The organism is Candidatus Cloacimonas sp. (assembly GCA_035403355.1).
Classification (GTDB): domain Bacteria; phylum Cloacimonadota; class Cloacimonadia; order Cloacimonadales; family Cloacimonadaceae; genus Cloacimonas.
This window is the reverse complement of sequence record DAONFA010000013.1, coordinates 26,143-46,839: the sequence shown is the minus strand read 5'-3', so window position 1 is coordinate 46,839 and position 20,697 is coordinate 26,143. Positions and strand designations below refer to the sequence as shown.

At 40.5% G+C, this 20,697-nt stretch carries 19 protein-coding genes; 15 read left to right on the top strand and 4 right to left on the bottom strand.

Annotated elements, in window-relative coordinates:
- The first annotated feature begins 1,069 nt into the window (after window positions 1-1,069).
- The 4 genes from PLE33_04830 (at window position 1,070) to PLE33_04815 (ending at window position 4,462) form a co-directional block, all read left to right on the top strand.
- On the top strand, window positions 1,070-1,216 hold the full coding sequence (locus PLE33_04830; GenBank protein HPS60568.1) for a hypothetical protein: 147 nt from the start codon (window positions 1,070-1,072) through the stop codon (window positions 1,214-1,216).
- Window positions 1,217-1,553: 337 nt separating this feature from the next.
- Window positions 1,554-2,012, top strand: coding sequence for a Fur family transcriptional regulator (locus PLE33_04825; GenBank protein HPS60567.1), 459 nt, complete (start codon window positions 1,554-1,556; stop codon window positions 2,010-2,012).
- Window positions 2,002-4,182, top strand: a complete 2,181-nt coding sequence (feoB, locus tag PLE33_04820) for a ferrous iron transport protein B (GenBank protein HPS60566.1) — start codon at window positions 2,002-2,004, stop codon at window positions 4,180-4,182. Before PLE33_04825 ends, feoB begins: the two co-directional genes overlap by 11 nt.
- The gene (locus tag PLE33_04815; protein HPS60565.1) at window positions 4,163-4,462 is read left to right on the top strand and encodes a FeoA family protein; all 300 of its coding nucleotides are present in this window, start codon (window positions 4,163-4,165) and stop codon (window positions 4,460-4,462) included. The genes feoB and PLE33_04815 overlap by 20 nt, the downstream gene beginning before the upstream one ends.
- Before the next feature lie 92 nt (window positions 4,463-4,554).
- Here PLE33_04815 and PLE33_04810 read toward each other — a convergent pair whose 3' ends face one another.
- Window positions 4,555-4,680, bottom strand: a complete 126-nt coding sequence (locus PLE33_04810) for a hypothetical protein (protein ID HPS60564.1) — start codon at window positions 4,678-4,680, stop codon at window positions 4,555-4,557.
- On the opposite strand from PLE33_04810, the gene PLE33_04805 reads away from it, so the two are divergent.
- The 11 genes from PLE33_04805 (at window position 4,670) to PLE33_04755 (ending at window position 15,744) form a co-directional block, all read left to right on the top strand.
- Window positions 4,670-7,195, top strand: a complete 2,526-nt coding sequence (locus PLE33_04805) for a hypothetical protein (GenBank protein HPS60563.1) — start codon at window positions 4,670-4,672, stop codon at window positions 7,193-7,195. The two genes, PLE33_04810 and PLE33_04805, sit on opposite strands and share 11 nt — an antisense overlap.
- Window positions 7,196-7,233: 38 nt before the next feature.
- A complete protein-coding gene (locus PLE33_04800) occupies window positions 7,234-7,362 on the top strand; it encodes a hypothetical protein (GenBank protein ID HPS60562.1) in 129 nt (42 codons plus the stop codon).
- Between the two features lie 421 nt (window positions 7,363-7,783).
- Complete coding sequence (locus PLE33_04795) at window positions 7,784-8,821, top strand: rod shape-determining protein (protein HPS60561.1); 1,038 nt, start codon at window positions 7,784-7,786, stop codon at window positions 8,819-8,821.
- 66 nt (window positions 8,822-8,887) lie between these two features.
- Window positions 8,888-9,658 carry a rod shape-determining protein MreC gene (gene mreC / locus PLE33_04790; protein ID HPS60560.1) on the top strand — a complete coding sequence of 257 codons (771 nt, stop codon included), beginning with the start codon at window positions 8,888-8,890 and terminating at the stop codon, window positions 9,656-9,658.
- Window positions 9,645-10,337: a hypothetical protein gene (locus PLE33_04785; GenBank protein ID HPS60559.1), complete on the top strand. Its 693-nt coding sequence runs from the start codon at window positions 9,645-9,647 to the stop codon at window positions 10,335-10,337. The genes mreC and PLE33_04785 overlap by 14 nt, the downstream gene beginning before the upstream one ends.
- Window positions 10,337-10,831 (top strand): rod shape-determining protein MreD, encoded by a 495-nt coding sequence (gene mreD, locus PLE33_04780; GenBank protein HPS60558.1) that lies wholly within the window; start codon window positions 10,337-10,339, stop codon window positions 10,829-10,831. Before PLE33_04785 ends, mreD begins: the two co-directional genes overlap by 1 nt.
- Window positions 10,824-12,737: a penicillin-binding protein 2 gene (gene mrdA, locus PLE33_04775; protein HPS60557.1), complete on the top strand. Its 1,914-nt coding sequence runs from the start codon at window positions 10,824-10,826 to the stop codon at window positions 12,735-12,737. The genes mreD and mrdA overlap by 8 nt, the downstream gene beginning before the upstream one ends.
- The gene (gene rodA, locus PLE33_04770; protein ID HPS60556.1) at window positions 12,727-13,947 is read left to right on the top strand and encodes a rod shape-determining protein RodA; all 1,221 of its coding nucleotides are present in this window, start codon (window positions 12,727-12,729) and stop codon (window positions 13,945-13,947) included. The genes mrdA and rodA overlap by 11 nt, the downstream gene beginning before the upstream one ends.
- Window positions 13,944-14,552, top strand: coding sequence for a hypothetical protein (locus PLE33_04765; GenBank protein HPS60555.1), 609 nt, complete (start codon window positions 13,944-13,946; stop codon window positions 14,550-14,552). Before rodA ends, PLE33_04765 begins: the two co-directional genes overlap by 4 nt.
- Window positions 14,552-14,989, top strand: a complete 438-nt coding sequence (dtd, locus tag PLE33_04760; protein HPS60554.1) for a D-aminoacyl-tRNA deacylase — start codon at window positions 14,552-14,554, stop codon at window positions 14,987-14,989. The genes PLE33_04765 and dtd overlap by 1 nt, the downstream gene beginning before the upstream one ends.
- Entirely contained in the window at window positions 14,986-15,744 is a 759-nt protein-coding gene (locus tag PLE33_04755) for a carbon-nitrogen hydrolase family protein (GenBank protein HPS60553.1), read from the top strand. Before dtd ends, PLE33_04755 begins: the two co-directional genes overlap by 4 nt.
- Window positions 15,745-16,648: 904 nt before the next feature.
- Here PLE33_04755 and PLE33_04750 read toward each other — a convergent pair.
- From PLE33_04750 to mnmG, 3 genes are read right to left on the bottom strand one after another with little or no spacing between them, the layout of a single operon-like run.
- Window positions 16,649-18,112: a bifunctional UDP-sugar hydrolase/5'-nucleotidase gene (locus PLE33_04750; protein HPS60552.1), complete on the bottom strand. Its 1,464-nt coding sequence runs from the start codon at window positions 18,110-18,112 to the stop codon at window positions 16,649-16,651.
- An 11-nt stretch (window positions 18,113-18,123) separates the two neighbouring features.
- Window positions 18,124-18,852, bottom strand: coding sequence for a 3-deoxy-manno-octulosonate cytidylyltransferase (gene kdsB / locus PLE33_04745; GenBank protein ID HPS60551.1), 729 nt, complete (start codon window positions 18,850-18,852; stop codon window positions 18,124-18,126).
- The gene (gene mnmG, locus PLE33_04740; protein ID HPS60550.1) at window positions 18,849-20,696 is read right to left on the bottom strand and encodes a tRNA uridine-5-carboxymethylaminomethyl(34) synthesis enzyme MnmG; all 1,848 of its coding nucleotides are present in this window, start codon (window positions 20,694-20,696) and stop codon (window positions 18,849-18,851) included. The genes kdsB and mnmG overlap by 4 nt, the downstream gene beginning before the upstream one ends.
- Window position 20,697 lies beyond the last annotated feature (1 nt).

Sequence of the window (20,697 nt, the reverse complement as noted above, 5' to 3'; positions counted from 1 at the left end):
TCTCAGATCAGATATTTTAGGTTCTTCAAAATAGGGGCTTTGTCAACAGCCTGAGGAACGACATCTTGTCGTTCCACTTGCAGCCGAGCTATTTCTTTATTACGCTTTTTTCAGTAACAAAATAAAAAAAATATAGTGATTGACCAGGAGGTCAACACTTCGGAAAAACGATGTCCTCATCGTCCAATGGGAAACCAGGGTTTTTTTCCTGGATTGGCATTTGGGGTGCGTGCCGGATAATAGTTGTTTTCAAGCGGGGATGATAATAATATATAGCACCACCCATTATGCCGGAAAATCCCTTTTTTCCTTATTTTACAGTTACTTTTATTATAAATTCCATAGCTTTTAGGGTCATATTATATCCTTACCTCAAACTGTCAATCAATTCATTATCATACATTGATCACTCCTTAATTATTAACGCTTGATTAAGGTTTGATTAAGGAGTAATAAACGAGTACAGGTAAGAGACAAAAGAAAATGAAATGGTGCTGACATTTTACGAGGAGCTTTTGGCAGAGGGCAGAGAGCGAAGGGCAAAGGGCAGGGTGCAGAGGGCGAAGAAATATATTTTTCCGCATTTTACGAGGGGCTTACGCCACCATCGCTATTATAGTGTCGCCCTAAGGGGCTTTTGGCAGAGGGCAGAGAGCGAAGGGCGAAGGTCAGGGTGCAGTGGGCGAAGAGATATATTTTTCCGCATTTTACGAGGGGCTTACGCCACCATCGCTATTATAGTGTCGCCCTAAGGGGCTTTTTTATTCCGGAAAAACGAAATCCTCGTCGTTTAGTGGTATCACTGGTTTTTCGTTGCCTCATACCTTCTGGTAAAGAAACAAATCGTAAGAGGTGGGTTGACCGGGAGGTCAACCATCCGATTTTGCCCTTTGGGTTTTTTTTATTCGGAGGAACGACATCTTGTCGTTCATAATTTTCTGCCGGATATACAAATCGGAGGAACGTTTTCCTCATCGTTCATAAGAAACCAGGTTTTTTCGTTACCGATTACTTTGCGGAAGGAAAAAAAGCGTGTGAGGTGGTTGACCAGGAGGTCACCATTGCGGAAATGGAAAAAGCGTGTAAGGTGGTTGACAAGGAGGTCAACATTACGGAAGGGGAAAAAGCGTGTGAGGAGGTTGACGAGGAGGTCACCATTGCGATTTTGCACTTTGGGTTTTTTTTATTCGGAGGAACGACATCTTGTCGTTCATAATTTTCTGCCGGATATACAAATCGGAGGAACGTTTTCCTCATCGTTCATAAGAAACCAGGTTTTTTCGTTACCGATTACTTTGCGGAAGGAAAAAAAGCGTGTGAGGTGGTTGACCAGGAGGTCACCATTGCGGAAAGGCAAATCTACAATTAATACTACTCTGGTAAAAAAATGGTGGTATCAGAAAATAATACTACTCTGGTAATAAAATGTGGGTATCTGAAAGTTATTTCAAATTTATTTCAGCGTTTTTCCCAAAATACTTCTTTACAGAAAATCAGGTTCTGTAAAGTTGAGCAAAGTTGTGAATGATTTTCAATACAAAGAGGAAAAAACGATGGAAGAATATGCAGTTATCTTTAGTCAATACCTAAATCACAAAGGGCTCAAATTAACTGAACCTAGGCGTTGTATATTGGAAACCGTATTCAGTATGCACACCCATTTTAATGCGGAAGAACTGTATGATAAAATCAGGGCAAAGACCAGTTCTATATCTCTGGCGACGGTTTACAGGACTATTCCTCTCTTATTGGATGCAGGTCTTGTGCAACGAGCTATTCGCAGTGAAGGCAGAGAGCGTTATGAACATATTTTTGGTCATCCGAAACACATTCATTGGTTGTGCAGAAATTGCGGTGATTTAATGGAGACGGATTTAAACACACTATATCCTATATTGGAAAAACAGGCGCAGGACTTGAAATTCAAGCCGGAGAGTATAGAATTAAATGTGAAGGGGCTTTGCTGGAAATGCGCTCCAATTGAGAATGAGACGCAATCCGATGAGAAATAGGCCTGTAATTGCTCTGGCGGGAAATCCCAATGTAGGTAAGACCTGCCTTTTTAATGCTTTAACCGGTGCTCATCAAACTGTTGGTAATTGGCCTGGAGTTACGGTAGAACACAAATCCGGAATATGCAAATATAACGGTAAAATTTATGAAGTTGTTGATCTTCCGGGTATTTATTCTCTGGCAGGAGGCAGTCCTGATGAATTGGTAGCCCGTAATTACATTTTAACCGAAAAGCCCGATATAATAATAAACCTGGTAGATGCTTCCAATTTGGAACGCAATCTGTATTTAACCGTGCAATTGATGGAATTGGGTGCTCCTCTTATTATGTGTCTTTCTATGACAGATATAGCGGAGCATAATGGAATTTATATTGATACCGGGCATTTAAGTTCTCATCTTGGTTTTGCCGTTTTTTCTCTGGTTTTGAATAAGCGGATGGATGTTTCTTCTATTCTTAAAAAGGTGGAAGAGTATCTAATTCAGCCACCTGTTCCGGCAACGATTCATTATGATGAAGTAGTGGAAAAACACTTGCAAAATATCTGGCAGATTGTTTTGAAATCGGGTTTAGGAGAGCCGGAAAGTAAAGTTGCTCCGCGTCAATTTTCCGAAAGGGTTTCAACGGCTTATGATATTTTAATTAAAAGTCGCTGGCAGGCATTGAAACTGATTGAAGGGGATGCAGAATTAACTTCCCGGTTAGCGGATGAAGATAGAGCAATTGTAGCAAAGGAGATAGCAGCCATAGCGAAACATAGAGGTCAGGAACCTGCTTTTGTAATTGCTGATGATCGTTATGGTTATATTCGTGGTTTAATTAAAGATGTAGTGAAACGCAAGCGGAAAAACCAATTAACTTTTTCCGATATGGTAGATAAAGTTGTGCTGAACAGTGTTGTGGGTTTGCCGGTCTTTTTTATTGTGATGTATTTGGTTTTCCTGGTTGCAGTTAAACTAAGCCAGCCCTGTATTGACTTGATAGATTTTGCTCTCAGCTGGCTGTTTATAGAGCAGGCGGGAAATTTGTTTAGTTCTTTGTCCTTTCCGCATTGGTTAAATTATTTCTTCAGTGAGGCAATTGGGGGAGGCATTGTAACCATAGGCAGTTTTATTCCTCCTATCTTTTTCATATACATAAGTTTATCCATTTTGGAGGATTCCGGTTATATGGCAAGAGCTGCTTTTATAGCGGATAAATTTATGCGGAAAATTGGGTTGCCGGGAAAGGCATTTATTCCTTTATTAGTTGGTTTTGGCTGCACTGTTCCGGCAATAATGGCTACGCGGACTTTGGATAAACCTCGGGACAGGGTTTTTGCTTCCATTTTAACTCCTTTTATATCTTGTGGAGCTAAACTTCCGGTTTATACCTTTTTAGTAATGTTGTTTTTTCCGCAGCAGGCAGATTTGGTAATTTTCGGGCTGTATCTTTTTGGCATAATTATGGGTGTGTTAACTGGTTTACTCTTAAAAAAGACAATTTTCCTCAGTTCGCCGGGGGATTTTGTAATGGAACTTCCTGCCTATCATCTTCCTACGCTGAATGGCATATTTATGCACACCTGGCAGCGGTTGAAAAGTTTTCTGTTGAGAGCCGGAAAAACCATTTTACTGGTGATTGTGTTAATAAATATCCTGCAAAGCATCCAGATACCGATAGGTAGAGAACAGGAAAAAGCATCAATTCTGGAATTGGGAGGTAAGGTTATTACTCCTGTTTTACAGCCAATAGGGATTAAAAATGATAACTGGCAGGCATCCGTAGCTTTAATCAGCGGACTTTTTGCTAAAGAAGCAATTGTAGGAACTTTGCAGGGTCTCTACCAAAATTCAGAAGGAGAAGAAACAGGAATGAACCTGGAGGAAAATATCAAAACCAGCTTTGGCAGCAATGCCTCTATTTTGGCTTATCTGGTTTTTATTTTGCTATATTCTCCCTGTGCGGCAGCTCTTACAATCCTTTTTAAGGAACACGGTTTTAAATGGATGATTTTTGCTTTTGCCTATTTGACCCTGCTTGCCTGGATGGTGGCTACTCTGGTCTATCAAATTCTGGCTTTTGATATGTTGTCCATCTTCTGGTTTGTGGTTATAGGAGCTATTTTTACCTTCATTTACTTTACTTTACATAATATAGGGAGAAGATATGCTTTCCAGGCGAAATAGAGTAAGAATTCGGAGTTGGGGCAGAAAATTTTCCGGCAGAAAAAGACACGGTGTATATAAAGCAGGTCAATGTATTACTCTGGATCAGCTGCCTGAGGGCAATAGCGCCATCGTTATCCATAATAATAATTTGAAAATAATGGAAAGGGGTTTATATATTGGAGCTTTAATAACAATGTTCCGTAACGATTTTGAAAACAATGTAGTTGTGGCTGTGGGCGATGCAAGATATGTGATAGATAGAAGAATTGCCGGAACGATAAAAGTGAAGGTGGTTTGAGAAGTCAAGAGGTCAAGAGGTCGAGAGGTCTAGGGGGCGAGAGGTCGAGGGGTCAAGAGGGCGAGAGGTCAAGAGGTCAAGAGGGCGAGAGGTCAAGAGGGTGAGGGCTGAATATTTGCTTGACAGTTTTTTCCTGTAGTAAGATACTGAATTAGTTCGTTATCTATCTGAAAAAAGGATAAATACAAAGTAAGGCAAGAGGTGGCTATGCAACGCATAAAATATATTATCTTCGCTCTGATGTTTCTTCTGCTCGGTTCTTTATCCGGAAAGCATTCCGACCAATATTTACTGGCAAATTATTCTTATTTACGGTGCTATCAAAATCTGCCCGGTTTTTACTACGCTTTGCTGGATTCTATGCAAGCGGCAAATTACAACGCTTCAGTAATAACAATGCTTCCTGGCGATTTTCCGCAAAGGTCTGATAAATTACTGAAGGCAATGGATCAGCGAGGTATAGATGTTTTGTTATATGATATGGCATTTACTGAGGGCAGTAAAAATCCCGAATATGGTTCCGAGGCGTTTTCTATAGCCAATTATTGGCGTTTTGAGGCAGAATACGATTCCACCTTTAAAGAAAACATTTTGGATGATATGTATTTTTATAACAATTCGTTAACTACAGGGGTTCCCGTTACTGACGAGCTTGCCTCCGGAAAATATCTGTTGCGGCTAAATAAAGGACAAGCAGGTTTTGCTTTTAACAAACTGGAATTTCGTTGGCAGGATAAAGCCAATACAAATTATAATATCGGCAACGAATTTCGTTTCATTCAAAGAGAAATGAGTGATGGCAGTAAAGGAGATATTAAAGACAATCCGGCGGCAGATGATACTTTATATATTACCCTTGCCTTTAAATGCAGCGATTTTCCTGCCGATCCGAATACGGAATTGATGCGCTTTTCGTTCAACGGATTTGATAAAAACAGGGTTGAACATCAAATTCCGCATTTAAATACTCTCAATTCCAAATCGGGAATGAGCTCACATCTTACTGCAGGAGAATATACTATGCTGCCTCTAATCAGTAAGGACGAAGCTAACAACCGGGTTTGGCAGCATAAGGAAATTGTGTTGCAGGTATCTGTGCAAGACCTTTATAAGGCAGGACTGCTGGATGGAAGTATTTCCTGGAAATATCTGCTTAGCAATCTTAATCCTCAGGTCTATTGGAACGGAAAAGGGATTTTAGAGCTTGATTATGTGGAATTTGAAGATACGATGCATAAGCGTCAGAAAACGGACACAGAACTGATTAAGGCAGTTAAGGATAGAATTCAAGCTCTGGCAATGCGCTATGACAATATCAAGTATTTTTATTTAACGGATGAACCAACTCAGGGACAGTTTGATTCCTTTCGCCGCATAAAAAAGGATATTTTCCCCGATATAAAGACAATTGCTCCTAATTGTTCAGGGTTTTATACCTGCTCTATTTTACACCGGAAAAATGTAAGCAAACCCAATAATATGGGTTACGATCATATTGGTTTATATGCCAAAATTGTTACTCCCGAATTGATTGCCTTTGATATTTATCCTATAAAGGGTTGGATGCAATGGAATAATCCTACGGAAAAAAGGGGAGTTCAAAGACGGCTGGATTACGATATGCTGTCTTATTATAAATACTATAAAGAACTCTGTATGAAAACCGGAGCTCAATATATGCCCTGTCCGCAATCCCACGGGGAATGGAATTACACCAAAGCGGAAAACGGTTTTTGGGCTTTACTGCGGCCTCCTAAATATATGCAGAAATGTTTACAGCTATTACCGCTATGCTATGGTGCTGATGGGATATTAACCTACAAAATTTATGATCGGATTAAAGACCCGCTAACCACCAAACTAACCTTTCAGGAATTTTCTACCATTGATGTTTCTCCTTCAGGGGAATTAACTATGCGTCCCGGTTGGCAGGGTTTGCAAGAGGCGAACCGGAAAATTGTGGCTTATGCGGAGGATATGGAACCCCGGGAATGGCTTGATGCCGATGTTATTCTTACTACCGGTTATCAAAATGCGGAAAAACTGCCAGCAGTGCATACCAAGGCAATTGAAGTTCTGCCTCAGAAACTGGTGCAGAACGAAGTTGACCTATACGATGGCTATGTGCAATGCGGACTTTTTACAGCAGAAGGTAAGTATCCCTATTTTATGTTGGTTAACCGCCGAACTGAATACATTTCTATGGTAAATAACCCCAGTCGTTCAGACAGCTTGTTAAATATAACTCCCGATAAACTGGACAGCTATTTTGTACCGGCACCTCCGCAATCCGTTAAATTCACAATTGATAACAGTGCCAAAGGCATTTTCGGGAAAGATGTGGCTCTTTACGATCCTTTCTCTAAAGAGCTGTTTTATTCGGTTGCCGCTACACCGGAAATAAGTATTGATCCTGGAGACGGACGCTTACTGCAAATGTGTGCTACCCTGCCTAAAAAAGTGGATGGCAAAACGGAAATGAATCACTTGGCTGTTTTACAGGGGGACATCACTTTGGAGAAAAAGACGGAGGTAACCGTTAAACCCGATTGTAAATTGATTATTAAAGAGGGAAGCAAAATAACCCTGAAAAAAGGAGCAAAACTGAATATCCTGGGAGAAACGGAAATTGGTGACAATGTGCAGATTAAACTGCAGAAAGATAGCAATCTCAATTTGAATGAAGCCAGCTGTAAATGGGGAAAGAATGTAAAAATAACAGGAGCAAAGTAAATATTGGGAGCTGGGAAAAAGAGAATGGATTTAGCGAGATGGCGAGATGGCGAGATGGCGAGACGGAAATAGAGGGTGAGAACGAAATAGATTCTTTTTACAAAGAGAGAAAGAGAAAAAGAGAAAAAGAGATTGAATTGAGAATTGAGAATGGAGAATGGATTTAGCGAGATGGCGAGATGGCGAGATGGGAAGAGAGAGATAGCGAAATAGATTTTTTTTACAAAGAGAGAAAGAGAAAAAGAGAAAAAGAGATTGAATTGAGAATGAACGGTGAACGGTGAACGGTGAAAAGTGACGGTGACAGAAGGGAAAAGAAAACTTGGATGCTCATAGCATTTAGAGAAGCATATTCAAGTTTATAAATCCCTTTAGTCCCTATAATCCTGTTCATCCCAGACCTATTATTTCTCTCTGCCCTCAGCCAAAAACTCTTTAGGGCAACATAATCTGCTAAAAAGGGTGCAAGCCGAAAAACCGTTTTTACTTGACATAGCCATCTAAATAAAAAATAAGGTATAAAGTAGCATAACTGTTACTGTAAAAAAACTTACCGCTGCTTGCAAGCAGATAATAGAGAGGTCCTTAATGTCCGTATTTGATTTTTTTGGAATGATGGCAAATGATATTGCAATTGATTTGGGAACCGCCAATACTTTGGTATATAAAAAAAACGGTGGCATTGTAATTAACGAGCCCTCAGTAGTTGCCGTTTCAACAGACAACAAAAAGATTATTGCAATAGGCACTCCGGCAAAACTGATGCTGGGTAAAAATCCTGACGAAGTGCGCGTTATTAAACCTCTGAAAGATGGTGTAATAGCCGATTTTCAGGTGACGGAGCTGATGCTGCGGAATCTTATTTTACGGGCACAAAAAAAACGCCTGTTAGTGCGTCCCAGAGTAATTGTTTGTGTTCCTTCAGGAATAACGGAAGTAGAAAAAAGAGCTGTGCGGGACAGTGCCTTACATGCCGGTTCGCGTGAAGTTCATCTTATTGCAGAACCTATTGCTGCAGCTATTGGAGCCGATTTGCCCATTGATTTGGCTTGTGGAAATATGATTATGGATATTGGCGGAGGAACAAGTGAAATTGCCGTTATTTCCTTATCTCACATTGTAGTGCACAATTCCATTCGCGTGGGCGGAGATAAAATTGATAACGATATTATCAACTATCTACGCAAAAAAAGCAATCTGCATGTTGGCGTGCAGACCGCAGAAAAAATTAAAACTACTATTGGCAGCGCCTATCCTTTGAAGCAGGAATTGACGATGGATGTGCGCGGAAGAGATATCGTATCCGGTTATCCGGTAACAATTAAGATTTCCTCAGAAGAGATTAGAGAGGCAATTTCGGAAACAGTGGTTTCCATTATTGATGCCATTAAGCGTCTCTTTGAAAGAACTGCTCCCGAACTTTCTGCCGATATTGCGGAAAGGGGAATTTTCTTAACCGGGGGCGGTGCACTTTTGAAAGGACTGGATGAAAAGATACGCAAAACGGTAGATTTACCTGTCCATGTAGTTCCCGATGCCTTAGAATGTGTAGTTAAGGGTGCCGGAAAGGTTTTAGATGATATAGACCGCTATCGTCAAGTGCTGATCAAAAGAATTGAGGACTAAAGCCCGATTTATTAACCTCCGCTACGCTATTAAGCTAAAAAAACCTTATTTGGAAAGGGATAGAAGATGTTAAAGAAGAACCTTGTTCCCCTTATTCTGATAGTCCTTTCGCTTTTTATGCTCATTGGCAGCAATGAAAGCCGCGTTAAAAAAGCCGGCTGGATGAGTAATACGGTTTTCTTACCTTTTACCAGGTCTTTGAAAGCGGTGGAAACCAGACAGGAACTAAAGCAGGAGGTCTTTTCCCTAAGCAAAAAATTGGCGGAAACAACGCTGGAAAACCTGTCGCTGCAAAACAAATTGAAGCAATATACCGGGGCTTTTGCCATTACTTTGGATATTGGAGAGGTGGAAATAGTGCAAGCGGAAATTATTGGTATTTCGGGTCAGTATCAGGAACTGAATTTGATTGTGGATAAAGGTATCGGTTCCGGCATTCAACAGGATGCGCCTGTAATTTCGGCAGATGGCATTGTGGGCAAAATTATTCAGGTGGCAGCAGATCATTCCATAGTCCTGCCGTTTTCCAATCCCCGTTTTCAATTGCCGGTAATGGATTCCCGCACCTCCGTGCAGGGCATTTTACAATCCGACATTAGTGGAACCATTTCAATGAATTTAATTAAGCTTGGTTCTGATATTGCCGTTGGGGATACAATTGTAACTTCCAATCTTTCGCGTCTCTTTCCAAAATCCTATCCGGTAGGAAGCATAAAACGCATTCGGGAATCGCAGGATAACTTATTTGTGAGTGCAGATATCTCACCCTTCACTTTGGTGGAAAACCTGGAACATATCTTTATCCTGAAAAAGGCAGTAAAAAATGAGTCACAGTAAACAGACGGAACCAATTATTACAGTCGGGGGTGTAAAATTTGAACGCATTCCTGTTAAAACCGGAATTCTAACCCCGCAGGATGACATTGGCGTAGTTATTAGCAATTATGCTTTGCCTTTGATGCAACCGGGAGATATTTTAACTATCAGCGAAAGCCCTTTGGCTATTACTCAGGGTCGTGCCATTCCCGTTACGGAAATTAAGGTGACGCCGCTGGCAAAACTGCTTAGTCATTTTGTAGCCAAAGTCCCTTATGGCATTGGTTTAGGAGCTCCAACAAGTATGCAATGTGCCATTGAAGAAACAGGAGTGCCGCGCATTCTGTTTGCCGCTTTTATTGGTGCAGTAGGTAAACTTCTTAAGCGGAAGGGTGCCTTTTATAAAGTGGCAGGAATGCAGGCAGCGTTAATTGATGCTGCAACTACTTCTCCCGTGCCTCCATATACCGATACAGTTATCAAAGGTCCGCTGTATCCCGAGAAAGTATGTGCAGAATTGCATTCCCGCTTTGGTTATGAATTTGCCGTGATGGATATTAATGATATTGGTGGTTGTTGGATGATTGGAGGAAGCCCGGGGGTCAGCAAACACTTTATAGAAACGGTGATGAAAGATAATCCTCAGGGTCAGGGAGACGAGCTTACCCCTTTTTGCATTGTGCGGAGAGTGACTGACTGATGATTGGGAAAGGAATTTGGAGTTTTATTCTGGGTTTGTTGTTTTTATATCTCCAAATTCTGGTGATGCCTGCTTTAGCAATCTGGAGCGTTATTCCCAATATTCTTATTCCCTGGCTGATTTATATCGTGTGGACTCGTCCCCGAGACCTGGCTTTAGTTTTGGTTTTTTTAATAGGACTGATGTTGGATACGGTTAATCCGATGACTTTTGGCTTTTATGCTTTTGTGTTTTGTTTGCTGGCATTAGCGATTAACGAATTTCGCAAGCCCTTTGAAGTAGAAAGCGTTGTAGCCAAAATGCTTACAATTGCAATTATCAATTTGCTGTTTTCTATCATTCAATTGCTTGTTTACGGAGTAACTTTCAGTTTTGCCAGTCCGCTCTTAGCAAAATCGCTGTTTGGATTTGGCTATAATGTTCTGCTGTCCATAGTTGTTTTTTGGGGTTTGCAACTTTTAAGCAAAGTCCGGTTAAGCATTAGCAATGATTAAAAACCAAACGAACATTACCTTTTCTCTTGTTCTGGCAATCCTCTTTCTTTTTTTGGCAGGGTCTCTTTTCCGCTTGCAGGTTGTGGAAGGAGCAAAATATCAACGCATTGCCGAAAGCAACTTTATCAGGATTAGGAGAATAACAGCTACCAGAGGAGAAATTTACGACCATAAATACAGACCTATAGTGCAAAATGTGCCCTCCCAAAATCTCTATTTAACAAGCGGAAAAATAAAGGATTTAAATGCCTTAAGCCAATTCCTGCAACGCAATTTCGGCATCGCGGACAAGGACTTGAAAGAACTCGTTATCAAGCAGCGGTTTAAAACCTACGAAGAAATATTGCTGGCAGATAATATTCCTTACGAGACGGTGCTTACTTTAAGTGAAGAACTGAATTACTTTCCGGAGCTTTCCTTCCGCATTGGTTCTACTCGCAATTATCTATATCCTAATCATTTTACCGGTTATGTGGGAAGGATTAACGAGAAGGAATATGGGCTTTATCAAAAAGAGGATTATTCCCTCAATAGCTATATCGGGAAAACGGGTCTGGAACGCTATTATGAAGTTCTTTTAAGAGGAAAAGACGGCAGGGAAATTGTGCAGGTAGATGTTAAAGGCAGGAGTTTGCAGCTCTTTGAAGAAGGGGGAAATATTGAACCCTTAAACGGACTTTCCCTTATTTTAACTATAGATAACGATTTGCAGGAATTTGTTTCCGGCATTTTTCCGGAAGGGATGAAGGGAGCAATTGTTGTTAGCGATGTGCGTAGTGGCGGCATTCTTGCCTATGTAAGCAAGCCGGATTACGATCCCAACCTCTTTATGCAAAAAATCTCGCCCGAAACCTGGGAATATTTGAATCGGGAAGAAAAGCCAATGATGGATAGGATTATTTACGGCACCTATCCTCCAGGTTCTGTCTTTAAACCTGTAACCGCAGGAATCGGTTTGGACAGGGGTTTGGTTACTCCGGAAACGCGTTTGGCTTTTTGTTCCGGAGGATTAAAGGTTGGCAATCGTTTTTTCCGTTGCTGGTATAGTGGAGGGCACGGTAGCAATAATGTTATTGACGCTTTACGGCTTTCCTGTGATACCTATTTTTATGACCTTTCCCTGAAGATAAATATGGAAGATTTTCATAACTATGTAGGCGAATCACATTTGTATGGAAGAACAGGGATTGATTTGCCCAATGAAAGGCAGGGTTTTTTCCCTACTACGAGTTGGTATAAAAAGACCTTTGGCAAGCAGGAAGGTGTTATAGGGCATAAAGTTAACCTGGCAATTGGTCAGGGTGAAGTTTTAACAACTCCCCTGCAGATTAATGCTTTCTATGCTGCAATTGCCAATAACGGTTTATGGATTCAACCGCATTTATTAAAACAAACTGCAGGTAGAGGGCGTCTTACCCGGGAACAGGTTATGCCTTTAGTTAAAAAAAGATTACCGATGCAAATGCAAACCCTGAAAACGATTCAACAGGGTTTATGGTCTGTAGTTAATGCCCCTGGCGGAACAGGAGCTAATGCGAAAATTAACGGAGCCACGATTTACGGAAAAACCGGCTCCGCAGAAAATGTGATGGGCAGAAAAACCCATGCCTGGTTTTGCGGATATTTGGTGAAGGATAAACCGGAAATAGCAGTTACGGTTTTTTTGGAAAATGCAGGCGGGGGTGGAGCAATGGCAGCTCCTTTAACGGCAAAAATATTTAACTATTATCTGGGCAATCTGGAAACTATCAAGCAGGTAACACCCTTACCTCCTCAATTTAAAACTGCCGAAGGAATTGAAACGGAAGAACCGGAACAGGACACTAAGGAAGAGGATATTTCCCCTGCCGAAACTGAAATTGACCCTTCCGCAAACCAAGCTATGGAAGAGAACAATGTTCATTAACCGGAAGAAGTTTGATTTTGTGCTCTTTGCCCTTTTTCTGCTACTGATTATTGTTGGTTGCATAGTAATTTTCAGTGCTTCTACAACCGTTATCGGCAAGCAGATACATCTGCAAAACAGCTGGTGGAAACAAATCCTTTTTGCTTTCCTGGCTTTGGGAGTAATTGCATTGCTGTTACGCCTTCCTATGCCTGTTTTTGATTTGCTTGTTGTTCCGCTGTATATTCTTAATATCCTGGCATTAAGCTTAGTGTTTTTTACCCCTGCAGTGAACGGAGCTCACCGATGGTTTCCTTTAGGAGGCATCAATTATCAGCCCTCGGAAAGCGCTAAGCTGCTAACTATTTTAATGGTCGCCAGAATAATTTCCAAAGAGAATTTGAATGAATATCGGCAAATACTCTATGGTTTTTTATTAACTCTTTTGCCGGTGCTGTTAATTATGCTGGAACCTGATTTTGGCACTACCCTTGTTTTTTGGGCAGCGCTGATTGCAATGTTGATAGCTGCAGAAGTTCCCTTGTTTTATATTTTACTGTGCATCAGTCCTATCGTAAGTATAATAAGTTCTGTCTGGTTTCCTGCTATTCCAATTTGGATATTGATTTTGGTTATTTTATTGTTGAAAGCTCATCTTTCCTGGGTAGCAATCACTGTTTCCGGCATCATCAATGTTTTTATAGCATTAATCACACCTGTTTTTTGGATGGGGCTGAAGGACTATCAGCAGAATAGGATTTTAACTTTTATGGATCCTACGCGGGATCCCTTAGGAGCCGGTTATCAAATTATTCAGGCAAAAATAGCGATAGGCAGTGGCTCCGTTTTTGGCAAGGGTTGGCTGAAAGGAACGCAAAAGAATATGAATTTTTTACCGGAGCACCGCACCGATTTTATTTTTTCGGTGTTAGGAGAAGAATTCGGTTTTGTCGGTTGTATGTTTTTGTTATTGTTGTTTATAGCATTTTTCTTGCGTCTAATCCATAATATAGGGGAATTAAAGGTGCGCGAAAGAAAAGTTGCCACGGCAGGCATTTTGGCTTATCTTATGTTTCAGACCTTCATTAATATTGGAATGAATATCGGTTTAGTTCCAGCCACGGGAATTCCGTTGCCGTTTATCAGTTATGGTGGCTCCAATTTATTGATAAATTCCATCGCCGTGGGAGTTGTGCTTAAATATTTGAATGAAAGAGGTTTTATTAAATGATTAAACGCTTAGGTGGTCCTTGTTTACTGGTCCTGTTGTTAATTTTCATCGGTTCCTGTGCAACGGTTACTACGCTTAGTTTCACAGAACGGGATGTGAAAGATAGCCCCAACCTGATTCAGAATAACAGTTTCAGTCCCTTTTCCACAATTGCCGAAGAGGCATTGAAGGGTTGGATGTTAATGATAAGCCCTCAAAGTATTACTGAAAGCCCGGTTATTATTGATCCGGATGTAGCTTTGGAAGGGAAAACCTCGCTTCGGATTGATGCTTCCGATAAAGCAGTTTTAATTTTGAGCTCTCCATTTAATGTCCGTCGCTATGGTGGTTATTACTTAAGATGTTATTTCAAAACGAATTCCCCTAATCCGCCACGACCGCAATTACGCTTTATTGTTTTTAAAGAAAACGGCAAAATCGTTAATCGTTTTAAAGTAAAAGCCAAATTAAATGAGGACTGGGAACGCGCTACTATCAGTGCCGGTTTTATTAAACCAGGTGCTCGCTTTGGACGCCTCGGAATTTATATTCCTCCTTTTAAAGAAGGGTCTATTTGGATAGACGATACCGGCTGCTTTGAAGTGCACGGTTTTAAGATTGACTGATGCGTATTACCCTGCAAAGAGTTAGCAAAGCAATTTGCCGTGTAGATAATGAAATTGTCGGCAAAATAGAGAACGGTCTTTTAATTTTTGTCGGCTTTGCTGCTTCCGATACCTTTGAAATTTTGCATTATGCAGTGCGGAAATGTTTGGAACTGCGTATTTTTAATGATGAAAACGGTAAAATGAATAACAGCGTTAAAGATATTCAGGGCTCGGTTTTGGTTATTTCTCAATTTACCCTCTATGCCAATTGTAAAAGGGGACGCAGACCTGATTTTACCCAATCTGCCCCTCCGGAGAAAGCAAAAGAGCTCTATGAGGAATTCCTTCAATTGCTGAAAAAGGAAAAGATAACTGTCCAAACAGGTATCTTTGCTGCCAATATGCAAATAGAACTGGTAAATGAAGGTCCTGTTACCATCAACCTGGAATTATGAAAATATCCGCTTGTATCTTTCCGGTCATTGAAAATATTGACCAGGCACTTGCTGAAATGCATAAGTATATAAACATAGCAAGCGCCCAAAAAAACGACCTGATTATTTTTCCTGAAGCCAGTTTAGGGGGTTTGAACATAACAGGTATATACTCCCAGGACAGTCAAAATTGCCTTGCAATAAATTCTCCGGAAATAAAATCCTTACAGCAAAAAGCGAAGCAACACTCAATAGGCATCGGTTTTGGCTTTTTGGAAATAGAAAAATGCTGCATCTATGACAGCTTTGTGCTTTTTGATAAATTTGGGCATATTGCTGTTCATTATCAGAGAATATCCAAGGGGTGGCTGCCTTCTGAAGTTACTGCAAACGATTATTCCTGCGGAGTTAAACCCGGATTTGCAGATACTGTTTACGGAAAAATCGGTATTTTAATCTGCGGGGATTTGTTTGAACCGGAGATACTTAATCAGCTTATCCGGGCAAATCCTGATTTTTATTTCCATATAATGGCAAGGAGTTTTCCCTGTATAAATGACTTTCAGAAAAATTGGGATGAAGAAGAATTTCCCTTCTATCTGAATGAATATCAAAAACTTGGTAAACCAGTTATTGTATGCAATTGCATTGAGGAAAATGCAAAAGAGGAGATAAGATACTGTGGAGGTGCCTGGTTTATTAAAAGTAATCAGATTATTGCAAGGATGCCTTTGTTACAAAGCGGGATATTAAATGTAGAGTTATTGCCTGAATGAAGAAGCGAAGTTTTAACTTACAATTTTCACCTAAATTTTTGTTTTAACTCTAAACCGAGCTTCAGCTTTGACAGTATCGGACAAAGGATAAATTTCCTGTTGCTTCTGCAGATAGTTTCAAACACAAAAAGAATCGGTTTAGAGTCAAAACCAACTGCTTTCCGCAGCATTCATCCCCAAGATATTTGTTTATCAATTCCTTCTCGTTTCTGCTATGCCGCGAATGAGATTCCCGTATCTTTCCCATATCGCGATACCGGAACGATACGGGAGTCATATCGGAATGTTATAGGAAGAATTCCGGGATTTCTTTGGGAACGAGATATCCAGTTTGCTAATGGCTTGCTTTTGTTTTAACTCACAATTTTGCGGTGGTGGAGTTTTGACTCTAAACCGACCCTTTTTGTGGTTGCAACGAGATTTAGAGGTAACAGGAAATTTATTCATTGTCCGATACTGTCAAAGCTGAAGCTCGGTTTAGAGTTAAAACAAAAATTGAGGGGTTGGTGTAACTCGGTTGCCAGTGTTCGGAGTTCTTGTTTTAACTCACAATTTTGAAATGAGGAAATCAGTTGCAGTGCGGTTGCCATTGTTTACAATTTGTGGGTTGTGGTTTCTGTGATGGCATTGGCAAAATTGTAAGTCAAAACCTCCCGCCGTTGAAATCGTGAATTTAACGAGGGGCTTACGCACCCATCGCTATTTTTGTGTTGCCCTTTGGGGTTTTTTTTCCGGAAAAACGGCGTCCTCGTCGTTTAGTGGTAACACTGGTGTTTCGTTGCCGTTTGCCATTCGGTAAAGAAAGAAAGCGTAGAGGTGGTTGACCGGGAGGTCAACCCTCCGGAAAAAAAGAAAGCGTAGAGGTGGTTGACCGGGAGGTCAACCCTCCGGAATTAAACCTTTTTCAATGGGGCTCTTTTATTTGTCTAATCATCACTTCGGGAAAAAGGTCTCCCGTTTCCTGCACCTCAAAGGGTTTAAAATTAAGGTATTTATCCCACTGCCCCAAAATATAGTCAATGCTTACAACCCGGTAAATTTTATCCGGGTCAACCGGTTTTCCATTAATATAATAAACCTCTTTGGGCTTTAGCAAACCAAAAAACCGTTTTTTCTTTTTCCATTGAGTAGAGCTTGTTTGCACAATATCGTAGGGTTTATTTTTGGCGATTTCTTTATTCAGGGCTTCCATAGCCAATAAATCTCTTCCATAACAGGAAAATAGAACTATGTAGTTATTGAAAGGAAATAATTCGGACATATCTTTCAGGGTAACAGGTCCTGCGGGAACAGCTTTTCTGATGCCCCCGTTATTGATAATTGCCAAATCGGGTTTACAGGTTTCATAATATTCCTGTTTTAATGCTTCAGCAGCCCATTTGGAGACGGCTGTCTCTTTAAATTTATCCGGAATCCAGTCCACTGGTATCTGGGTAATAACTTTTCCTGTTTCTTTTTCCAAGCTGTCTGCTATAGTTTTTACAAATTGGTTTAAGGGGGTTGGCGGTAAATTTTCCGGTGCAATTAGAGGAATTAGTTTACTCTTATAAGAAGAAATACGGTCGTTTTGAACCTCTATATTGATAGCTCCCAAATAGTTTAAATAACTTCCAGCGGAGGCAATATAAATTCCATTCACCTTAAAGGGCTCAGAAATAACGGTATGCGAATGACCTCCAATAATTAAATCTATCCGGTTATCCAAAACGGTTGCCAGTAAGGAATCTGCTTCCAAGCCATTATGAGTAAGCAGAATTATCAGATCACTTTGTTTATCTACTTCTTCAAGATACTTATCTATTGCCTCTTTATAGGGCAAAATGGTTAAACTGCTAATATTTTCCCTTTTCACTTTTTCCGGCAGTTCGGTTAAAGTTAAACCCATAATGCCAATTTTTAGGGAATCTAAAGAAAATATTTGATATGGCATCTTGCCGAAGGGCTGATTTTTTTCATCCAGAATATTAGAGGTGATAAAAGGATAATTTGCCAGTTCCCTGAGTTTGATGGTGTTTCTTAAAGAATAATCAAACTCGTGATTGCCGTAAGTTGCGGCATCCAGATTAAGGTAATTAAAAACCTTTATAACAGCTCCACCAATGGCATCAGCGTAAGCTAAGGAGGAAAAAATGCTGCCGGTTTGTTGATCTCCGGCGTCCAAATAGAGCGCTCTGTCTGCTTTTGTTCTTTCTGCATTCAAATAATATTCCAGAGCGGCATAACCGCCAATTTTGCCAGACCTTGAATTTTGAGGTAGATAAGCACTATGAGTGTCATTCGTATGCAAGATAGTTACAGGAACAGCATAACCAAAAACAGTTATGGCTATAAAGAAAAGGCAAAGTAAATTTCTGATAAATCTGTTCATAATATCCCCTTTTAGAGAGAAGAAATCAGTTTTTCAGTAATTTCCAGGTCTGCCGGGGTATCAATTCCGATGCCCTGATAGGCGGTTTCAATCATTTTAATCGGAATCCCGTTTTCCAGAGCTCTAAGCTGTTCCAGTTTTTCTATCCTCTCTAAGATTGAGGGTGACAAAGATACAAATTGCTGCAAACATTCCGGTAAATAGGCATAAACTCCGATGTGACGATAATATTTAACATCTAATTGATTGTCCCGATTAAAAGGAATAACCGAACGGGAAAAATACAAAGCATAATTTTGCTTATCAGTTACAACTTTTACAATGTTTGGATTGTATATCATTTCCCGGTCTTCAATAACGGTCATTAAACTTGCCATCTGCACCCGGCTATCCTGAAAAGCAGAAATAAGCTGTTGTAATGTTTCCTTATCAATAAGGGGTTCATCGCCCTGAACATTGATAACTAATTCTGCCCGGGGAAAATATTGTAAAGCTTCAGCAATCCGGTCTGAACCGCTAAGGTGATTTTCTTTGGTTAATACAGATATTCCTCCAAAGGACTTAACTGTTTCTAAAATAGAGAGATGATCGGTTGCTACACAAACAGTGGAAAACAAACCGGAATTTTGCACGCGTTCATAAACCTGTTGAATAATCGGTTTTCCTTTCAGCAATGCTAAAGGTTTTCCGGGAAAACGGGTGGAATTATAACGAGCTGGAATTAAGGCAATAATGTTCATTTTGCTTTCCTTTTAGTATTTTTGCGCAGCCAAATCATTAAGGCAGCGCTATCACTGTAATTTATTCCGGGAATGCGCATTGCCTGGCCTATATTTTTAGGGCGGATTTTACTTAGTTTTTCGCGTGCTTCGTAGGCAAGAGAAGGAACGGAAAAATAATCCATTTCTTCAGGTATAGCAATTGTTTCAGCTGTTTGGAACTTTTGAATTTCTTCTTCCATCCGGGTTAAATAGCCGGAATATTTAATTTCCAGTTCCAGACGATTTTGGATATCTTTATTTACATCCGCGGGAATTTGATAACCGTAAGATTGCAGGTCACTAATAGCTATTTCAGGTCTTTTCAGCAATTGGGCAAACCGGACGGGTTCTTTTATTTCTCCTTTTGCAAGGCAATTATGCTGTTTCAGGTATTCCAGTTCCCGCTGGAAAATTTCCTGGGTATGCAAAAACCTCTGCCACCTGCTTTCTTCTACTAAACCAAGTTTGTATCCAATTGGCATTAAACGCTCATCAGCATTATCCTGACGCAAAAGTAAACGGTATTCCGCACGCGAAGTAAACATTCTATAGGGTTCATTGGTGCCGCGGGTTACAAGATCATCAATTAAAACCCCGATGTAGGCATCACTGCGTTTTAAAATAAGGGGCTCTTGATGTTCCAAAGCCAGAGATGCATTTATACCTGCTAAGATACCTTGTGCCGCTGCTTCTTCATAACCGGAAGTGCCGTTTATCTGTCCTGCCAGATATAAACCCTTTATTTTCTTACATTCCAGAGAGCTATCTATTTCTTCCGGATCAACAAAATCATACTCTATAGCATAAGCATAGCGGATAATGCGTGCTGCTTCCAAACCTGGAATACTGTGCACAATTTTTTCCTGAATTGCAGCCGGAAGCGAAGTAGAAATACCGTTTACATAACCCTCAAAGGTATTCAGTCCTTCCGGTTCAATAAAAATATGATGACTTTCCCTTTGGGGAAATTTTACAATTTTATCCTCAATAGAAGGACAGTAACGGGGTCCGATACCTTTAATAATTCCGGAATATAGAGCGGATTCAGTTAAATTGGCGCGGATAATTTGATGCGTTTCTTCTGTGGTGTGGGTTATATAACAGGAAACCAGATTCTTCAATTCTATATCCCGGTAAAAAGAAAAACCTTGGGGATTTTCATCCCCTTTTTGCTCTTCCAGTTTGTTAAAATCTAAAGAGCGTAAATCCACTCGGGGAGGAGTTCCGGTTTTAAATCTGCGCACTTTTAATCCCAAAGCGGATAAAGAACAGGAAAGCTCTTCGGCAGATGGCTCTCCACTTCTTCCCCCGGCATAGCTAATTTTGCCGATGTGGATTTTTCCCTGCAAAAAGGTGCCGGTTGCCAAAATTACTTTAGGGGCATAATAACAATGCCCGATTTGGCTGATTACTCCTTTAACGCAACCATTTTCTACGATAATTTCTGCGATGATTGCTTCAATTAAATGGATATTTTCCTGGTTTTCTATTGCTTCCCGCATCAGCAGATGGTATTTTTGGCGGTCATTTTGAGAACGCGGAGCCCAAACAGCGGGACCTTTACTTCTATTCAGCATCCGAAAATGAATTCCGGAGAGGTCTGCACTTTTGGCTATTTCTCCACCTAAGGCATCAATTTCTCGGGCTAAATGACCCTTAGCGGGACCCCCGATTGAAGGATTACAGCTCATTCTGCCGATTGCTTCAATCTTAATTGTGAAGAGAGCAACTTTCAGCCCTCTTTTAGCTGCTGCTAAAGAAGCTTCAATTCCGGAATGACCTGCACCGGCAACGATGAGATCAAACTTGTTATCTGTTTGCATT